12 protein-coding genes are annotated in these 18,268 nt (G+C 46.9%); 2 read left to right on the top strand and 10 right to left on the bottom strand.

Features of this window, described 5'->3' with window-relative positions:
- Positions 1–52: 52 nt before the first annotated feature.
- The 7 genes from MHB37_RS07830 to MHB37_RS07800 all read right to left on the bottom strand — a co-directional run bounded on the left by MHB37_RS07830 (position 53) and on the right by MHB37_RS07800 (position 10,185).
- Positions 53–1,450 carry an ABC transporter substrate-binding protein gene (locus MHB37_RS07830; RefSeq protein ID WP_076100552.1) on the bottom strand — a complete coding sequence of 466 codons (1,398 nt, stop codon included), beginning with the start codon at positions 1,448–1,450 and terminating at the stop codon, positions 53–55.
- 141 nt (positions 1,451–1,591) lie between these two features.
- The gene (locus tag MHB37_RS07825) at positions 1,592–2,428 is read right to left on the bottom strand and encodes a carbohydrate ABC transporter permease (RefSeq protein ID WP_036675652.1); all 837 of its coding nucleotides are present in this window, start codon (positions 2,426–2,428) and stop codon (positions 1,592–1,594) included.
- 15 nt (positions 2,429–2,443) lie between these two features.
- The gene (locus tag MHB37_RS07820; protein WP_051490863.1) at positions 2,444–3,373 is read right to left on the bottom strand and encodes a carbohydrate ABC transporter permease; all 930 of its coding nucleotides are present in this window, start codon (positions 3,371–3,373) and stop codon (positions 2,444–2,446) included.
- Between the two features lie 169 nt (positions 3,374–3,542).
- Complete coding sequence (locus MHB37_RS07815) at positions 3,543–5,126, bottom strand: response regulator (protein WP_340395226.1); 1,584 nt, start codon at positions 5,124–5,126, stop codon at positions 3,543–3,545.
- On the bottom strand, positions 5,126–6,847 hold the full coding sequence (locus tag MHB37_RS07810; RefSeq protein WP_340395225.1) for a histidine kinase: 1,722 nt from the start codon (positions 6,845–6,847) through the stop codon (positions 5,126–5,128). Before MHB37_RS07810 ends, MHB37_RS07815 begins: the two co-directional genes overlap by 1 nt.
- Before the next feature lie 67 nt (positions 6,848–6,914).
- On the bottom strand, positions 6,915–9,074 hold the full coding sequence (locus tag MHB37_RS07805) for an alginate lyase family protein (protein ID WP_081388337.1): 2,160 nt from the start codon (positions 9,072–9,074) through the stop codon (positions 6,915–6,917).
- Positions 9,064–10,185 (bottom strand): glycoside hydrolase family 88 protein, encoded by a 1,122-nt coding sequence (locus MHB37_RS07800; RefSeq protein ID WP_076303808.1) that lies wholly within the window; start codon positions 10,183–10,185, stop codon positions 9,064–9,066. The genes MHB37_RS07805 and MHB37_RS07800 overlap by 11 nt, the downstream gene beginning before the upstream one ends.
- A 259-nt stretch (positions 10,186–10,444) precedes the next feature.
- Here MHB37_RS07800 and MHB37_RS07795 point away from each other — a divergent pair, with 259 nt between their 5' ends.
- Positions 10,445–11,707, top strand: a complete 1,263-nt coding sequence (locus tag MHB37_RS07795; protein WP_405169122.1) for a TraB/GumN family protein — start codon at positions 10,445–10,447, stop codon at positions 11,705–11,707.
- 194 nt (positions 11,708–11,901) lie between these two features.
- Here MHB37_RS07795 and MHB37_RS07790 read toward each other — a convergent pair whose 3' ends face one another.
- Positions 11,902–13,188 (bottom strand): Gfo/Idh/MocA family protein, encoded by a 1,287-nt coding sequence (locus MHB37_RS07790; protein ID WP_076141355.1) that lies wholly within the window; start codon positions 13,186–13,188, stop codon positions 11,902–11,904.
- A 147-nt stretch (positions 13,189–13,335) separates the two neighbouring features.
- On the opposite strand from MHB37_RS07790, the gene MHB37_RS07785 reads away from it, so the two are divergent.
- A complete protein-coding gene (locus MHB37_RS07785) occupies positions 13,336–14,163 on the top strand; it encodes a helix-turn-helix domain-containing protein (protein WP_076301920.1) in 828 nt (275 codons plus the stop codon).
- 583 nt (positions 14,164–14,746) lie between these two features.
- Here the strand turns inward: MHB37_RS07785 and MHB37_RS07780 are convergent.
- On the bottom strand, positions 14,747–16,966 hold the full coding sequence (locus MHB37_RS07780) for a glycoside hydrolase family 105 protein (RefSeq protein WP_405169121.1): 2,220 nt from the start codon (positions 16,964–16,966) through the stop codon (positions 14,747–14,749).
- A gap of 15 nt (positions 16,967–16,981) precedes the next feature.
- Positions 16,982–18,253, bottom strand: a complete 1,272-nt coding sequence (locus MHB37_RS07775) for a hypothetical protein (protein WP_405169120.1) — start codon at positions 18,251–18,253, stop codon at positions 16,982–16,984.
- Between the last annotated feature and the right edge of the window lie 15 nt (positions 18,254–18,268).

The raw sequence follows: 18,268 nt of genomic DNA, 5'->3' as shown, positions 1-18,268 counted from the left end.
GATGACCTTCCAAAGCCTCGTCCACAACTTGTGATACTTGCTTATTCCCTGTTTATTTGATGACACCTTTTTCGTTGATAATTTTTGTTGCTTCATCAACCATCCATTGCTGCACCTTATCAATCGATTCATTTCCAAGCATAAATCTGCTGAAGCCGTCATCGATTATTTTGGTCAATTCGGACGTTGCCGTCGTCATCACCTGCGCACCATCAAGGAACTGGATTGCACTGTCAAAGAGTGTATATTTGAGTGAATCCATATCATACATATCCTCTTTGCCAGCTACCAGTTTGGTCAGCAAGGCTTCATTATCCGCTTTTTTATAACCGGAGAATTCCAGTCTGTTATCACTAACAGCCGTTGACATAAATCTCATCAGTTGGAAAGACGCCTCTTTGTTCTTCGAAGTAGCGCCCATCGCCAGCATATTGCCGCTGGTGAAGTATTTGCCCTCGTATTCTTTCGGTTCCGATCCTGCCGGAGGCACCGGTACCGGAGCAAAAGCTGTCTTGAAATCATGCGGATACTGCTCTGTATTGCCCGGATCAGCGATCGTCCAGTTACCAGCCAGAATCATAGCGGCTTCTTCATTAAAGAATTCCGTGCGGTAATTGAGCTTAGCCGCTAAAGCGTCTGCATAAGTTTTCGCAGATTTATCAGCAGACTCCATATCTTTGCGCAGCTGGAAGAAGTATTTATAGGTTGGATCCGCGAAAATGGTCGTCCCGTCATCATACACGAATGGATCTTTCATCATCGTTTGGGCCGGTGCGTTCATATACAACTCCCAGGTGTGGAAGTATGTGCCGTAACGTTTGTCTACGCCTTCACCTTTGGTCAGTTTTTTTGCATAGTCGCGGTAGTCATCCCATGTCCAGCCAAAAGTAGGTACAGGCAGACCCGCTTCATCCAGTGCATCTTTGTTCAGCATTACATAGTTGCTGCTCTTGGTATATTGCATCCCATAATAGTTGTTGTCTACCTTAGCATTCACATAATATTCATCCTCAGGAACGAGGTTATCCTTCTCATAGAATTCGTTCAGCGGGGCAAGCGCTCCCCGGGTCGCCCGTTCAAGTACGCCTCCAAGGCTTGGTACCTGAACAACGTCAATCGCTTCGCCGGATGAAATCAGGAAGTCGAGTTTCTTCAGCATCTCCACAGAATCACCGGGAACGAGTGTCACATGCTCTACCTTGATATTTGGGTTCTGATCCATAAATTCCTGCAGCATGGCATCCGTGCCTGCTGATTGGGCTTCATTGTCCCAGTTGTAATATTTGATGGCGACTTGCTTGTCCACCTTGGTGTTCCCGGCATTCGTACTGGCTTCAGCACCGCCATTCTTCTCTGAATTTCCGGAATTTCCACAGGCGCTTAACGTTAAGGAAACCGCCAGCATGGAGCCTAGTACAACGGATAATCTTTTTTTGCCCTTTGTTTTCATTTTACTTCCCCCCGCACTGAAATTTAAGTATAGTGCCTTGTTCATTTCTTATTATAGGCACCCGCTGTACAAGCCAAGTGCACAATTTTGCTGTAGTAGGATCACATTTTTGACTTTTACCCTCTTTTGCATACTCGCAAGTCAGCCCTTTACGCCCCCCAAGGAGATTCCGTTAATGACTTGCTTTTGCAGGGCAATGAACACGATGACCAATGGGATGATCGCCGAAACGGCTGCCGTCATCATAATCGCATAGTTGTTCGAATAATCATCTCGGAACAGTGTCATACCGAGTGGGATAGTGTACAGATTCTTGTTTAGCAAGAAGATCAGCGGATTCTGGTAGTCATTCCAGGTCCAGATAAATTTAATGATCGCCACGGTAGCGAGCACCGGCTTGCAGAGCGGAACAATGATAGACCAGAATATCCGCAAATGGCCTGCACCATCAATTCGCGCCGCTTCAATATATTCGTCGCTGATACCAATCATAAATTGCCGCAGCAAGAACGTGAAGTAGATGGAGAACATACTCATTAATACGATAGCAGCATGAGTATCATAGAGGCCGAACCAACGAATCAGCAGAAAACGCGGAATCAGCGTGGCCTGGTCAGGAATAATCATGAATGACAGCAGCGCCAGAAAGACCATATTCCGTCCTTTAAACTTGATTTTGGTCAAGGCATACGCCGACATAGATGAAATGATCAGTGTGATGCAGGTTGTAATAATCGCAACTTTAAAGGAGTTTAAATAGAAATGGGAGAAAGGTACCCGTCCCATCCAAACCATCTTGAAATTATACGCTACATTGATCTTCTCGGGAATCCATTGGATCGGGAAGCGCATTACATCTTTTTCATATTTGAAGGCTGCGGAAATCATCCAGATCAGCGGGATAAGAAATACAATGGACAAAGCCCCCATGATGCAGGTAGTGATCACTCTGGACATATTTTTTCTAATCAGTTGCATGTTAATCTCCCCCCTTTATTCTTCATTTCTCATTTTCCAAGTGGCTGCGGTAATCAAGCCGATGACAGCGAATAGCAGCCAGGAAATTGCAGAAGCGTAGCCCATGTTGTAGTATTTGAACCCTTCCTCATAGATCCTGAACACAAGCACGGTAGAAGAATTATTCGGGCCACCTTCGGTCAAAAAGGCGATGATGTCGAACACCTTAAACGAGCCAATCAGCATGGTAATAAGCAGGAAAAATGTGGTCGGACGCAGCATCGGAACTGTGATGGCAAAGAATTTTTTCAACGCGCTGGCGCCATCTATTTCGGCGGCTTCGTAGATTTCATCGGAAATATTCGTCAAGCCAGCCATATAGATAATTATGGTGTAGCCAAGACTCGCCCAAGAACTGATAATAGCAATGGATAACAGTGAGGTCTTTGGATCAACTAGCCATTTCGGAGGGCTGGAAATTCCAAACTCCATCAGCAACTGATTGATCGGCCCAAGAGACGGATGGAACAATGCACTCCATACGGCAGCTATCGCAATAATCGAAGAAATATAAGGAATAAAGAAAGCCACTTTAAAATAATTTTTGAGGAACACACTGTTTTGAATCAATGCCGCGAGCACCAGCGCAATCGCAATCGGTATCGGCACGGTCATAATCATATAAAAAGCATTGTTCTTCAAAGCTTGAATGATACTCGGATCATGGAACATTTTGATATAGTTATCCAATCCGATGAACTCGATTCCTTTGACTCCCGACAATAGATCCCATTTCGAGAAGCTCAAATAAAGTGAGAATCCAAGCGCAAATACATTAAGAAAAAGCATCCCGACAATTTCCGGTGCCAAAAACAGCCACCCGGTTAAAGCCTCTTTCCGTTGCGGAGTCCAGAATTTTCGCTTCTCTTGCAGAATTTTTGGCACAGGTTGTTTTGCAGCCTCCACGTTGTATCACCTCGACAATTTGATTTGTCATTATAGTAATACATCCGCCTTCCGCAAGAAGGAGTGATTATGACCCGGAATGTGCAAGATTTTGACCTTTGTCCGCCGACAACAAAAAACCGCCCTAGAGGGGCGGCGAGTCTGTTCATATCATTAACAATTGTGCTTCTCAGCGTACCGAATGTTTGGATTTATATTCGCTTGGCGTTGTTCCTACATATTTTTTGAACACTTTTGAAAAATAGGTTCTGTCCGAATATCCCAGGCCGACGGCCAGCGACTCCAGGTTCTGGCTGGAGATTTTCAGCATTTTGGTAGCGACCTTCATCTTGTGCTGATGTACATAGTCCGTAAAGGTCAGGCCAGTCATGCGCTTGAAATAACGCGAAAAATAGCTTGGATCCAGAAACAGATAACGTGCCATATCAATTGAGGTGATATTATCGCCAAGATGCTGGTCGATATACTGCTGGATAAGCTGCAGCTTGGGCTCCTGCGGAGAAGCTCCTGTCACCTGCTGCTTGCTGCCTGTAATCTGTACAAGCTTTCTTTCCACCAGTTCCATCGTATCTTCAAGTGTGCGGGTCTGCACGAGATAGACGAACAGATCCTCATCGAACATCAGGCTTGTAAACATTAACTCGATGCCGCGGAGCATAAAGGATAAATCCCGGGCGAAATCGCCTGGATGAATAGACATTGCTTTTGCAGTCCTAGCGATTTCCTGTAAAGTGCCACGGATGGCTTCAAGGTCTTTTTTAATCACGGCCCGTTCCATCTGCGGGATATAGCTGTCCAGAAATCCTTGGGGAGCAGGCTGGAAACGTGGAGAAGCGATTTGCAAAGTATCCAGAACCGTGTAATCCGCACTTGCATAGAACTCGCATTTGTCCTGAACAATCTGCCGATGGATCTGGCCAATCGCCTGTAGCTCCATTTTCTCTGTGACGGCAATAATGCCCGGTTGAATCTTAAGAAGATGGGAGCATTCAGAACACAGCCGCTGTAAATAATCGTGAAAATGAAGACTGGCATTCTGCGCCAGATTCACACGATAATTATATAAAATCACAATATTCTTTTGCTCCAAGAAAGGCGTAATCCCTTCACACGTTTCGGACAATTCCAAGGCTATATTGTAAATAGCATATAAAATAAGTGGATACTCACTCTGCTTGTATCGCTTGTCGAAGCTGGAAAAATGAATACTGACCGTGCCCAGCATAAACCACGGATACGTCCAGGATATGCCGATTTGCGCCGCATAGGCCAGTGTGGTTTCAGGCGGAGCACCGCCAATCACCCTTTGGAGCAGGTTCTGCCGGAAGAGCTGGCTGTTGTAGCCTGTCTCCCCATGGCTGATCAACCCGATCTTCGACTTAAGCAAGTGTATGGACTTGGCAAGGCTTTTCTCCAGTTGCTCTTCTGTAAGCTGGTCCTTGATTAAATAATCATCCACTTTCAGCTTTACCGCTTGCTGAGCATAATGGAAATCCTCATGACAGGTCAGGAAAATAATTCTGACCTCCGGCTTCATGCGGGTGAAGCAATCGGCTAGCTCAATCCCGTTCTTTTGCGGCAAACCAATATCCGTGATCACAATGTCAGGCTGCACTTCCTCAAACATTAATAACGCCTTGGCACTGGAATAGGTGCTGCCGACAATCTGCAAGCTATGTGCCTCCCAGTCAATCATCTGCTGAAGCACTTTGAGCATAGGAACATCATCGTCTATGAGCATCACTTTATACATCAATATCCCTCTCTCTCTGACAGATTAACCTGATGATTGCCTTGCGGCAAATACAGAGAAACGGAAACCCCACCCTGCGGCAGATTATGCAGCGACAAGCGGGTATCCTGACCATAGGTCAGCCTCAGCCTTTGAACCACGTTAATTAAACCGACCCTTTGATAAGCTTCATCCTGTTCATCGTCCTTATACAGTAACCTGCGGTTCAGGCCCGCCAGAACTTCAGCCCCTGCACCGCAGCCATTATCTTCAACTTCAATCATGATCCCATCAGGGACCGTTCGCGAGCGAACGACAATACGCGGTGCCGGGTGGTCAACCAATCCGTGGACGATTGCATTTTCTACAAGGGGCTGCAAAATTAGCTTAGGGACGATGAGCTTCTCTGTATCCTTTTCCAGATCGACCTCCAGTTCAAGAGGGATTTCGTTGCGGATCTTCATAATATCGATATAATGGCCAAGCAGTTTGCATTCTTCCCGCAAGGTAGCCGGTTCATTGACCTTCAAATAGGCCCGGAGCAGACTCATTAATGAATCGATGATCCCGCTATGCAGCTTATCTTTGGCCAAAATAAGGCTACATTTAATCGAATTCAACGTGTTGATCAAAAAGTGGGGGCGAATCTGCATAAACAGCGCCTCCAGCTCCATCACCCGCTTCTGTTCCTGCTCCAGCTCGATGTCGTGAATCAGTCCTTGCAGCTGGTCCAGCATAGTATTCAACGTCTGCCCCAGCTCAGCGATTTCATCCTTGCCCTTGACCTCCAGCCTGACATCAAGATTCCCCATCCCGAACTGGCGCACAACGCGCTGCAGCTTCATGATCGGACTATGCAATCTTTTGGCAATCAGCATGGAGGTAGCCGAAAAGACAATAAATAAGAGGAGTACCAAGCCAATGCCACTATAAAACGTCCGCGAGATCTGGCCCGACCATTCTTTCTCCGAAGCTTCATAGATCAGCTGCCAATTGGATTTGTCGATAGCTCTGGCTGTACGAACGCTTCCTCTCGCTTCCTTGCCTTCTGGAGCCAATTCTGAGTTCCCAGCGATCAAGCCTCCTCCAGAATCAAATAACGCAACCTTGCCAAATTCGACGGGTCCGAGCAATTTATTGAAATAGGATTCAGGAATTGAGATAAGCAGCACGGACACCTGCCGTTTCTCCCGGCTGTCATAGATTACTCTGGCAATATAATAGCTGCTGCTTTTACCGGAACCGCTGTCAGCCATCCCAAGCCATTGCAAGGTCTCCGGTTCGTGGATATTGACACGGCTCATCAGCTTGTCCAGGTTAGCATTGATTACAGATAAATTCTCCGTCCCAGAGGAGATCACAAAGTGTTTCCGGTTGACCAAATACATGCGAATATTATTATTCAACGGCTTAGAGTTGATGAGCGAAAACACATCTTGAATTTGCGTGAAATGTACATAATCCTGATAGCTATTTAGCCGCTCAGTATCCGCAAATGACTTCAGATTAGCGCGGAAATTGGTATCGTTTACAATAAAATGGGAAGCGAACGTCACATCATCAATAGTTTTATTTAGTTCGTCAATCATAACGTTCAGGAAGTTATCGTTGCTGAGCTGCAGCTTCTCTACCATCGTATCCCGGATGAGCACGAAGGAGATGATCGATACTGCAATCAGCGGGATAAAAATCAGCAAAAGAAATGAAACCTGGATACGTCTATAGTAAGTGAATTTGAACATGTTTTCTCCGCGCCTCTCTCATGCTCTTTTCTTTTATTCTATCAGCCCGTTGTCCAGTATTCATACATTATCTGATTACCGTGACTTTCTTTTGACCGTCTGCAGAAACCATAAGCACTACTTCTCCAAAAATTTGTACGCCTTCCACTACATAGGAATCTAAATGACTGGATGGAATCTCGTGGCTGATCACGATAATATGCTCCTCATTCCTTTCGGGGAGGATGATGCGGCAGGCCTCCGCCTGTGCAGCAGCCACCGGTTCACCCGTATGGCGGTAAATCGGCACCTGTTCGACCAGCGGACAGAACAACTCACCCGCAGACTGCGGGTACAGCACCTGCATGATCGAGACCGTTCCTTTCCCCTTTCGGGAGTACACAGCATACTGATTGGGTTCCAGCAGATTATATTCGCGGGAGATTACCCCAGCATCAACCCTGCCCTGAAGACCATCAACATGAACAGGAAGGATACAAAGATTGGCTTCCCGCTCATTTTTTGTACGGCATATTAGCGTTCCATCTTCCATCTGAACCGTTCCGGGTGCAAAATGAAAATGCTGGGAAAATGTATGCTCCTGCCGGGAACTGAAGCTGTCCACCAGAAGCCAGTAAAAAGGCTTAATAAATAGGATCCTCCTTAACGGGTAGACCGGATCATCCAAATGACGGTAGCCGTCGTGGCTGCCCTCTACATAATCAAAGTCCGGATGGCTGATCCATTGGCAGCCCGTTGGCTTCGCAATCTTAGAGAAGGACCATGTATCCGTGACTTCGGTAAATCCAATTCCGTCCACAGTGGTCGTATTATGGGCAGCGCTTTCTTTTAGCGCTTTTCTAAGTGGTGTATGATCACTATAGTTGTATCTGCCAAGATCGGTAAGCAGATCCCGCCCATAGGCATACAGATCGAAATGTAGCAGATCCGCGTGCCCATGTCCACCCCCAAGTGGTCCGCAGTGAAAATATAGGTACAAATCCTGCTCGTCCCAGCCCGTTCGCATCACATAATGACCGGAATGTGCATAAGAGCGTGACAAGTTTGGCGGTAGCTCCGCATTCAGCCGCTCGTAGCCCTCAACTCCATTTATCCCAAACAACCAGGCATTGTCATAATCCATTTGATCGTATCCGCCAAAACGGAGTACAGCATCCTGAAATAACCAGCCCGCATAAGTCAAAAGCGAACGAATATCGCTGTCATCACTATCGCCAAGCATCGGCTGCCGGTGATTCGGTTTGGCCCAATATAATGAAGCGACAGCCATTTGCTGAACCTTTTGCTGAAATTCTTCCTGAAGCTCCAGTCCGTTCAATCGGGCTAAGCGGATGCAGTCGAGGAAACATACCAAAACCTCATGGTGATAGGTAGGCGATTGCTCCCAGTGGATGCCGTCCGCCATAATCTGAATTCGCGCCGTCTCTCCCAATCTCTCCTCACTGAGCTGTCGCCAGTTATTGGCGCTAGTGAACTCAGGGAAGTAGAGCGCAGTTTGGAACAAACCACAAGTCTCCAGCACCCCCCAGTTGCTGATCTTCTTCCAGCCCGTAAACGATAAAGCTAAATATTGGCCGTGTTCATGCAGAGATATCATCACTTTGGCCAGCAGCGTCGGTGTGAGCAGCGGACTATCCTGTATATAAGACAGCGCTTTAATCCAGTTAGCACAACGAAGGCCCGCTTCAATTGTACGCCATGTCAGCGTATCATTCGTAGGCTTGTCTGGAACGGGGGTACGGTCTATCCAATCTTCAAGCTGGCAGCAAAATGCTCTCGCATAAACCTCTTTACCTGTTATCGCATACGCTTGTCCTAATGCCACCCAGTAGCGGTGGCGATTCAGCATATAAGCCCATTCTACATCCTTGTCCGGAACATGACGCCAGTCAATTTCTTCCTCAAAGGTAACCGGAATGCGGCTGCGCTCCATATCCCAGGGAAAACGAAAGAGAAACGTCTGCTCCACAACTTCATCCGCTGTCTTCATTACAGCTTCCAGCTCGTCTGCACAATAAAGCCGTACATAGTCAATAAGCTGCTTCCGGTTATCCTCTTTCCGCCAGCCCGGCGTGCTCCGTCGGGTCAAATACCGATGTAATTCAGTCAGCGCATCGTCCTGCCGCGCTTGGCTGAGCGCACTCTTCACTAGAGCTAAAGCGGGCAACTCAAGGTTGAGCAGCGCAAAGACGGCATAGGGGGAGATTTGTCTGACATCAGCGTTCATACCAGTACCCCTTGTTGCCTTTTTGCAGCCGCATCAATGCTTCAAGATAGAAATAATCTCCCCAGATCATGAAGTCATCTGGAGACAGATCGCCGCGCACATGGTAAGAACCATGCTTCAGCAGCCCCTCCGCCTCTTCACCGAGCGTGGAATAGTTCTGCACAAGCGAAGTCATCGACTGCACTAATCCCTGCTGAAAATAAGCCCGCTCCGAATCCTCCCCATCCATTAGCTCCAGCAGTTCCTGTAGTCCGGCTGCTACTATTGCCGAGGCCGAGCTATCCCGGTAAGTATCCGGAGATACCGGAGCATTAAAATCCCAGTAAGCGACATGATCCTGCGGCAAATGCTCCAGAAAATAGCGGGCCATCCGCTTGGACGTTTCCAAATACAACGGATTTTTGGTATAGCGGTAGGATAATGCAAAACCGTAAACACCCCAAGCCTGCCCGCGCGTCCAGGTCGATCCGTTAGTAAAACCCTGATGAGTGGCGCCGCCAATCGGCTCTCCGGTCTTCGGGTCGAAGAAAAACGTATGGTAAGAGCTGTCATCTCCCCGTACCAGATACCGTCTCGTTTTCTCCGCCTGCATGACCGCCACCTCCCTGTATACGGAATCACCGGTCTGTTCTTCTGCCCAATACAAAAGGGGAAGATTTAACAGACAATCAATAATGATCCGCCCGCCTTCCTGAGTATCCCCCTCCGGTCCCCAAGCCTGAATATAACCGCCTGCTGTACGCCAGCGCTTCAGCAGCAAGTCTGCCGCCTGCAATGTCAGTTGACGCGCTGATTCGTCTTTATCTATAATCCACTGGGCTTTAGAGGATAACGAATACAGGAAGCCAATGTCGTGATGATCAAGCACGGTCTTTGCCGCGAAACGGCGGCGGAAATCTTCTACGGTATGGGATGCCGCAATACGGAAGCTGTCATCCCGCGTATATTCATAACACAACCACAACATGCCGCTCCAAAATCCGTTCGTCCAGTCGTCGTTGTTATTGAGCTGATAAGTTCCATTCCTGCTGACATGAGGGAAACTGCCCCCGAACCGGTCTATGTTCTTACGTACCTTCTCTATCGCATCTTCAATCGCACTGCTCCACATAAGTTCCTTGCTCCCTTCAGGCTCTTCGTTTCTTACGTTTCATGATAAGGAGAGTGAACAGGATCTAATAGGGGCGATTTTTGCTTTGATGTGCATTATTTTGACTTTTGAATGACGTGAAGTACTGTAAGTTTACTTTCCAATCATAGGCATCAAATCAATATAGTAACAAAAGGTATAACTGTTTATGGGAAAATACGTTAAAATCAGAGAGTGACTTACATCTTTCATTCTTTTTTAGAAACGGAGTGTCCTATTAATGAAAAAGCTAGGTGCATTATTTTTATCCATTTTCATGGTTATGTCTGTCTTTACCACTGCGCATGCTGCTGAAAAGCCTGTCGGTGTATGGATTGATGGAACCGAAATAAAGTTAGGCAATTCTAACCCTGTTGTAGAAAAAGGAACGACCCTAGTTCCTATGCGTCCCCTGCTAGAGAAGCTTAATGTAAATATTGATTGGAATAAAAAAACCCAAACCGTAACAGGGACCAAAAATGGACTGGCCCTCTCACTGACCATCGGTAGCACAACCGCAACGGTAAACGGGGAGAAGAAAAAACTAGAGGTGGCTCCTAAAACCATCAACAATGTCACCTATGTTCCCGTCCGCTTTATAGGAGAAACGATCGGCTATAAGGTGGAGTGGAGTCCAGCGCTGCGCACCATCACTTTTGTGGCCGATACTCAAGCTGCCGGAAGCACCGGATTCTTATGGAAAGTGGAGAACAACGGCAACACCGTCTATCTGCTTGGTTCTATCCATGTGGCTAACGACAAAATGTACCCGCTGCGTCCGGAGATTGAAGCTGCTTTTGAAGCTTCGCAATATTTAGGTGTCGAAGTAGATATCTCTAAGATTGATCAAGCTGAGATCCAAAAGTTTATTTTGGAAAAAGGCTCTTATACAGATGGAACCAAGCTCAAGGATCATGTATCTGCAGATACCTATAACAAAGTAACTCAGCTGCTAAAAGCAAATGGTCTGGCGGAAAATGCATTCGATTCCTTCAAACCGTGGGTCGTTACCCAAGGTGTCTCAAGTCTACAGATGCAAGTTACAAGTTATACGGCGGATACCGGCATTGATTTATATTTTTTACAAAAAGCAGGCAAGCTGAACAAACCTATTATTGAACTGGAAAACACACAATTGCAGCTGAATATGTTCGACCAGTTCTCAGATGGATTGCAAGAAAAGCTTCTTGTCGACACACTCGGCAGCCTCAATCAAACGGACAATACTTCCGCAGCAGCTTCGCTGGATGCACTATCCCAAATGTGGATGCAAGGTGATGAGCAGTCGCTCGTAGCGATGACAAAAGCGGTCGCGCAAGAGCCAGAGTATTATAAAGGCCTGGTTTCGGATCGCAACGTCAACATGGTGAAGCATGTAAAAGAATATTTGAATAGTGATAAAAAAGCGACTTACCTTGTCGTCGTTGGCGCGCTGCATATGCTCGGTGACGATGGTATCGTGACCCAATTGCAAAAAGATGGCTTTAACGTCGTCAAACAATAATTGTTTTAGCTAAAATAAACAAGGCTGTCTCTTAGTCATCTACGATGATTATGGAGACAGCCTTTTATTTTCACTTTTTTTAGCTCAATCTAAGAGTAGAAGTTGGCTTAACATGTGGACAGAGCGGAGGGCCCTCCGGGATTCTGGAGAAACGCTCCCTACGAACCCAAAGCCGCTTGTTCATAAACGGGCTACTACAATTTTATTAACTGATCTACCTTAACTGGAAGTCCAGTAGCTATTGAACGATTTGCCGCAATCCCGGTCATAATAGACAACGCTCCGTCCACATGGGATGCTGCACGATTAAAGCGATCCTCCAGCGGACGTTCAAAAATATCACGCAGCATCACAGGATCTCCGCCTCCGTGCCCCCCAACTCCTTCTTCAATCTCCACTTCATAAGGTGCTGCGAAATGAGGGAAGACCGTGATCCGCTTGTCTTTTAACGCCCCTTCATCTTCCTTATTTCCTCCGGCATTTACATAAGACTGTTCGACGACCTTTACTTCCATCCGCCCCTTGGTCCCATTAAATACCACAATGAAACCCTCCCAAGGCAGATAAGCATTAAGTGAATAATTCATAATCGTCTTATTTTTGTATTTGACCATAACCGCCATCGTATCCTCAATGCTGATATTGTCACCGAACACACTTTGGTCACGCAGGTAACCATCCTCATGCTCCGTATCCAGATACATCTGCTTTAACTGCTCATTATCTTTAAGATGCAGGGCAAACGGATCATTTTCCGCCGCACTGCTACCATGAGCACGCTGATAAAACTCAGTCACCCCGCGCTTCTCCGCGTTTTCTCTGCCATAAAATCTTAGATCACCCATCGCATAAATCGTATCTGGGCGCGAACCCAGCCAGAAATTCATCAAATCGAAATGATGTGTGGATTTATGAACCAACAGACCTCCGCTGTTCCGTTTATCACGATGCCATCTGCGGAAGTAATCCGCCCCATGCTGCGTATTTAGCAGCCACTCGAAGTTGACGGAAAGCACTTCTCCAATCGCGCCGTCCATAATGAGTTCACGGATTTTGGTGTTGTGTGGGGCATAGCGGTAATTGAAGGTCACACGCAGCTTTTTCCCAGTCCGCTCAATCGCTTCAAGAATTTCCTGACATTTCTCTTCATCCACTGTCATCGGTTTCTCCGAAATAACATCGCAGCCAAGCTCCATCGCCCGGATAATGTAACGATGATGCGTGCGGTCAATACTCGTGACAATAACCGTGTCAGGTTTGGTTTCCTCAATCATACGGTCAAACTCATGAGCTTTATAGGTAGGAACCGCTTGATATTTATATTTTTCCTCCAGCAAACGGTTCGCATAATCCATTCTTGCTCCATTCACATCACAAAAGCCTACAATCTCAGAGGTTTCACGATAATTCGTGGTGATCTCACCATAAAAAAACTCCGCTCGGCCGCCGGTTCCTACGAAAGCATATTTCTTGTTGGACATCAGGATCACTCCATCACTTATTGATTTAAAAGCGTTTTCTTCTTATAGTGTATAGTATAAAATATATCTTAATCTAAGCGATTCTTAGCAGAAATAACAAAAAATTTGCAAATATTATCCTCATTATCAGAAAGGAGCAGATTTAGTATGGAACAGGAGCCTCAGCCTCCTTTTATAATTGAGCAAATAAAAAGAGCCGGTCCATTCAGCATGGATTCCGACCATTATCACGATACTTATGAAATTTATTATTTACTCGCCGGGGAACGCAGTTATTACATTAACAATCTGATCTACACCTTGCGTAAAGGTGATCTGATTTTTATTAACAAGAACGAGCTCCATCGTACCACCTCTAAAGGCTCTGCAAGCCATGAACGGATCTTAATTAACTTTGAGGAAAGCTTTCTGCAAAAGACATTGGCACATTTCGAGCTGCATTTTCCATTTATGGCTACACAAAGCTTGCTTTTGCGGCCCGGAGTACATGAGCAGGGGGTCATTGAATATCTTCTTTTCAGCATGCTAAAAGAACAAACAGAACCACGGACACAGCAATCCCCCTATCTGCAGACGCTGCTCATCCAACTATTTATTGAAATGAACAGAATACAGGAAATAAGCCGCGAGCCCATTGCCCCTGAGAACAGTGAGAAGCAGCTAAAAGTCTACGAAATTATCGATTTTTTACAAACACATTATGCTGAAAAGCTTACATTGGAGCGGCTATCTGAGACTTTTTTCATCAGCAGCACCTATCTCTGCCGAGTGTTCAAGCAGACAACTGGCTTCACCATCGTAGAATATCTAAACTACATTCGGATCAAGGAAGCCCAACGTCTCTTGCAGAGCACCAACGCTAAAGTTACGAACATCGCCGAGGATACCGGCTTTGACAGCATCGCCCACTTCGGGCGTGTGTTTAAACAAATCGTTAAACGTTCGCCTTTGCAATATCGCAAGCAAAACCGCTGATCCACAGCTAGAAATCACAACCAGTTCTCTATGTAGCCGCTCCGTCGATCACAAGCACCTTATGTGAACTGCCATGGGCATGGGGGCATCTGGGACGGGAGCATCGGGAGCATCGGGGGCATCAGGGGCATCAGGAGCATCAGGAGCATCGGGAGCACCGGGAGTATCTGAGCAACAACAATATCTCGTCACTAGATTACCTTTTCGCGCGAACAAAGTTCATGAGGCTATCGGACCCAGTGGACCTTATTCGCAGCATAATCGCTATTTTGGGATTTTATCGGACCCCATAGTCGCTATTGGCATAAAAAGCTACCTATATTAGCCGTTTTCGAAGCAATAACGTCACTGTAGTCCGAAAATGGCCCCAAAAGGCGATAAATCTGCAAATAACGTCATCTGAGTCCGCATAACTTTGTCTAGCAGGAGTAATCGGCAGTTTCGGGGGCCGGGGGCCGGGGGTTTCGGGGGTTTAGGTAGCAATGTAACGCACAACAAAGAGCAGCGATCCCCACTAATGGAGTATCGCTGCTCAGCTGGCATTTTGTGATTAATACGGTCATCTCATTCCTCATCATGCCATTCATTTTGCTTCGTTATGTGATTTCATTTCCAAATCTCGTACGAGCCTGTGAACCTCAATTCCGGCCAGCAACACGATGCCAATCCCATGTGTATCGTTTAATTGCCAGGTCAATTCATCTTTATAATACAGTTTATTAAACGAATAACCCGAACCGCGGCAGACACCGTAAACATTGCCTTGTTTGTCAATACAATGACGGGTTAAGCCGCTCCAGCCGTTGATTGCAGAGGTTACGTATGAGTCTGGTTCCAGCAGCCAACCGCAGCGTACGCCTCTAGCAAAAGCGTAAATAAACATAGAGGTACAAGAAGCCTCCGCGTAGGACTCAGGATCCGTCAACACTTGATGCCATAGGCCCCGCTCATCTTGCAGCTTAAGATAGCCTTTACTAAGCTCGCGGAAATAATCAAGCAAATCAGATCGCAACGGATGTTGCTCAGGCATAACTTCAAGCAGCTCAGTCAGCGAAAAAATCACCCAACCATTACCTCTGCCCCAAGGCACGCCATTGGGTTTATTAAACTTATAATCATACACATGATGCATAATGCCAAGCTCCGGCTGGAACAGCCGCTCCTTGTAATGTAAAAACTGCACCGCCGCATCATCAAGATAAGCCGCATTTCCGGTCATTTCATAATATTTGCTTAGAAATGGCGTGCTCATATACAGATCATCACACCACATCGTCTGCTGCATAAAATCAACTGTGCCACTGGTCCGATACAAAGCTCCGTCAGGCAGCCTGCTCTGCACTTTAGTAATGTAATTGGCAATTTCAGCAGCAGCTTCCGGTGCGCCCTGTAGTGGACGAAGCTTATGTGCTTCCAGCATCGTTGCCCCGAAGGATCCGCAGTCGTCCAGCGAATCCATCAGCGCCAGCTGATGATTGATGCCCGGAGCGCCATAACGTCCAAGGTCCCATAAGGCATATTTATGCAGCCCTGTACATTGCTCAATATGGTGTTGTGCATATTCGGCATAATGGGGGGCCTTAAGCTCTACTCCTGTTCTCAGCAATCCGTACAGGGTTACGCCTAGAGGGTAATTCCAGCGCCCAAACATAACACTCTCCAAATAAGGCCTAACCCAGCTATTCGGCTGGTCCACACGCCAAAAGGTTACTTCATCCGCTTCCCCAAATAAAGTATCCATAGAGGTCAGTTCTAAGACTTTCGGCGCTGTCCCCGAGGTGAATAGTCCAAGGTACAACCAAGGATCAGTTAATCCTTCGACTGAATAAGGTTGCACGAGACCACTCTGAACACCACCAGACCGTACGTCCAGTTCAAATCCCCAATTCCCCTCTCCACAGATGGACTCCACGACGAGATCATGTAGTCCATAACCAAGCTCCAGTTGGATATCAAGCATGCCTTTCACGTTCTGGTGCTCAGCTACAAGTTTCCCATTCACATAGATAGAGATTTCAGCCATTCCACGATAGCTACCATGCAGACGAATGTCGTCTTTCTGTAGGCTGTTAACTTCCAGCTTACACCAAGCATACGCCTTGGCTCCCAGCATTTCCCCAAATATGCGTGAACAGTTGCCAGTTGCCTGTTCCTGTGGCGACCATTGCTGTGTCGGAAACCAAACGCAGCGAGCTGTCATTTGCTCTTCAGTGAATTCAGCTTCCAGCCAAGCTGCCCAAGATGTCTGCTGGGGTCCACTATAAATCCAACCTTCACAACCGCTTAACTGCGCCGTCGGAGTAAGAAAGTGTACTGGTGCACCTTTGACACTGCCCGTTCCAAAAACCCCTCCGCAACCTGTACCTGTTGCAACATACTCCAGTACAAGATGGTTCCAGCCTTTATCCATGCCCGCCCGAAAAAACGTCCTTCTGTCCGGAAACACATCATCATTTAGATTGGAGCTAAACACCAGCCGTCCATTTATGTAAACCTTAACTGGACTATAGCAACTAACTGAGAAAGGGGCATCTACCTCATTGTCACTCCACAGCTTTCCCCATACATATACGAATTGTCCTGCCGCTAGCTCCGGCAGTCGTTCTTCCAGATTCATATCGTAACGGCAGTCGCGGAGCCGGTTGAAACCACTCTGCGAATGTACCCGGTACACCGGAGGCTGCGGGGGATAGGCACCGATAAAACGGCTGGCCACAGCGGCCAGTACATTTTCGATTTTGCCCCCATTATATTTGGCAATACAATCAGGATCAGGAAAGTATTCTGTAATATAAGTACTCACTAAGCGTATCCTCCTTCACACCGTTATTTCTCCACCGGGATACAGCGTCGAGTTGTACAATCTTTTAGGCTGAGGTAACGATTTCTCAGAGGCACAGGTACTAATATCTATCCACTCGCTTGAATATACCGTTGCGGACTCATCATTATAAATTACAACCTGTTCCCTGCCACATCCCAGAAGATCGCCGTGAACGGCATAACCTTCCTCCTTGAATTCAGCTACAACCCGCATATGTCCATCGTACAAAGCAGGATATACTCCGCCTCCCCGGCGGTACGCGAGAATATAATCCGGAGAACCCGCTTGCCAGTTGCTCACGGCTTCAACTATAGTCAGCCAACCGTCGCTTGTACGTTCTTCTTTCCAAAGTTCCTTGCCATTACAGTCTAGAAGAAACAACGCATCCTTGCCCTTCAGCCCTTTGCCGTCATCTTCGCGGATCATTCGGTCCAGCCCGGCAACCTGAAGACCAGGCAGTTCAGGCCGGAATCGGCCTAACGCCAGATGCTGTGACTCGATGGAGCCGTCATAACGCCAAAGCTCTTGTCCGTCCCGGTCATACATCACCGTTACGCTTCCGCCGACAACCAGTTCAGGATAGCCATCTCCATTCACATCGCCAACCCAAATACAGTCCGCATGGTCGTCAAGATCATGGCAGCTCCATAATAAATCACCTTTAGAATCAAGCAGATCATAACCTGCCATCACTTGATCCTGTCCATTTCCATGAAGATCGTGAACCCACGGATAATGTCCTACATTGCCTTTATGCGTCCATAATAAATTGAAATCCTGATCCATGGCCCACAGTTGATGATAACGGTCCTTCAGAATGATGTCGGAAGCATGTTCTTGCCCTGTTAGATTGGCGATGATAATGCAATCATGTGCATGTTCTGCCGGTAAGTCGTATATGGATTTAACCGTTCCTGTTGAACCTTCAAGAATATGAAACCGTCCATCCATTACACATAATACTTCCAGCGCCCCATCACCATCTAAATCATAAATTTGCGCTGGATAGTCCGAGCCTTGGCTGCCAGCGTCAGGATCGGGTGTGCCCACCTGCCACAGCAGCTTGCCACCCATATCAAAAGCAGTCAGGCATTGCACCTGATGGGGAATATAACGTACATCCTGGCGATTATCCGGCTGAACCAGCAGCATTTCCGCACGTCCATCCCCATTCAGATCGCCAATAAGCATTTTGCAGCGTGGACCGGCAGCGGAAATATCTACTTTTGCCAGCTGATAGACTAATTGTGTGTCCTTCGTTTTCATTAGAATCCTCCTGTC

It is taken from the genome of Paenibacillus sp. FSL H3-0286 (assembly GCF_045040705.1).
In the GTDB taxonomy this organism is placed as follows: Bacteria; Bacillota; Bacilli; order Paenibacillales; family Paenibacillaceae; genus Paenibacillus_AQ; species Paenibacillus_AQ odorifer.
Note: the sequence above shows the minus strand (reverse complement) of the source record. Positions and strands in the feature narration are given on the sequence as shown.

Excerpts from the sequence above, each read along its gene's own strand:
- MHB37_RS07785 (WP_076301920.1), top strand. The coding sequence starts at position 13,336 with ATGGAACAGGAGCCTCAGCCTCCTTTTATAATTGAGCAAATAAAAAGA.
- MHB37_RS07825 (WP_036675652.1), bottom strand. The coding sequence starts at position 2,428 with ATGCAACTGATTAGAAAAAATATGTCCAGAGTGATCACTACCTGCATC.
- MHB37_RS07810 (WP_340395225.1), bottom strand. The coding sequence starts at position 6,847 with ATGTTCAAATTCACTTACTATAGACGTATCCAGGTTTCATTTCTTTTG.
- MHB37_RS07805 (WP_081388337.1), bottom strand. The coding sequence starts at position 9,074 with ATGAACGCTGATGTCAGACAAATCTCCCCCTATGCCGTCTTTGCGCTG.
- MHB37_RS07830 (WP_076100552.1), bottom strand. The coding sequence starts at position 1,450 with ATGAAAACAAAGGGCAAAAAAAGATTATCCGTTGTACTAGGCTCCATG.
- MHB37_RS07800 (WP_076303808.1), bottom strand. The coding sequence starts at position 10,185 with ATGTGGAGCAGTGCGATTGAAGATGCGATAGAGAAGGTACGTAAGAAC.
- MHB37_RS07790 (WP_076141355.1), bottom strand. The coding sequence starts at position 13,188 with ATGTCCAACAAGAAATATGCTTTCGTAGGAACCGGCGGCCGAGCGGAG.
- MHB37_RS07775 (WP_405169120.1), bottom strand. The coding sequence starts at position 18,253 with ATGAAAACGAAGGACACACAATTAGTCTATCAGCTGGCAAAAGTAGAT.
- MHB37_RS07795 (WP_405169122.1), top strand. The coding sequence starts at position 10,445 with ATGAAAAAGCTAGGTGCATTATTTTTATCCATTTTCATGGTTATGTCT.
- MHB37_RS07815 (WP_340395226.1), bottom strand. The coding sequence starts at position 5,126 with ATGTATAAAGTGATGCTCATAGACGATGATGTTCCTATGCTCAAAGTG.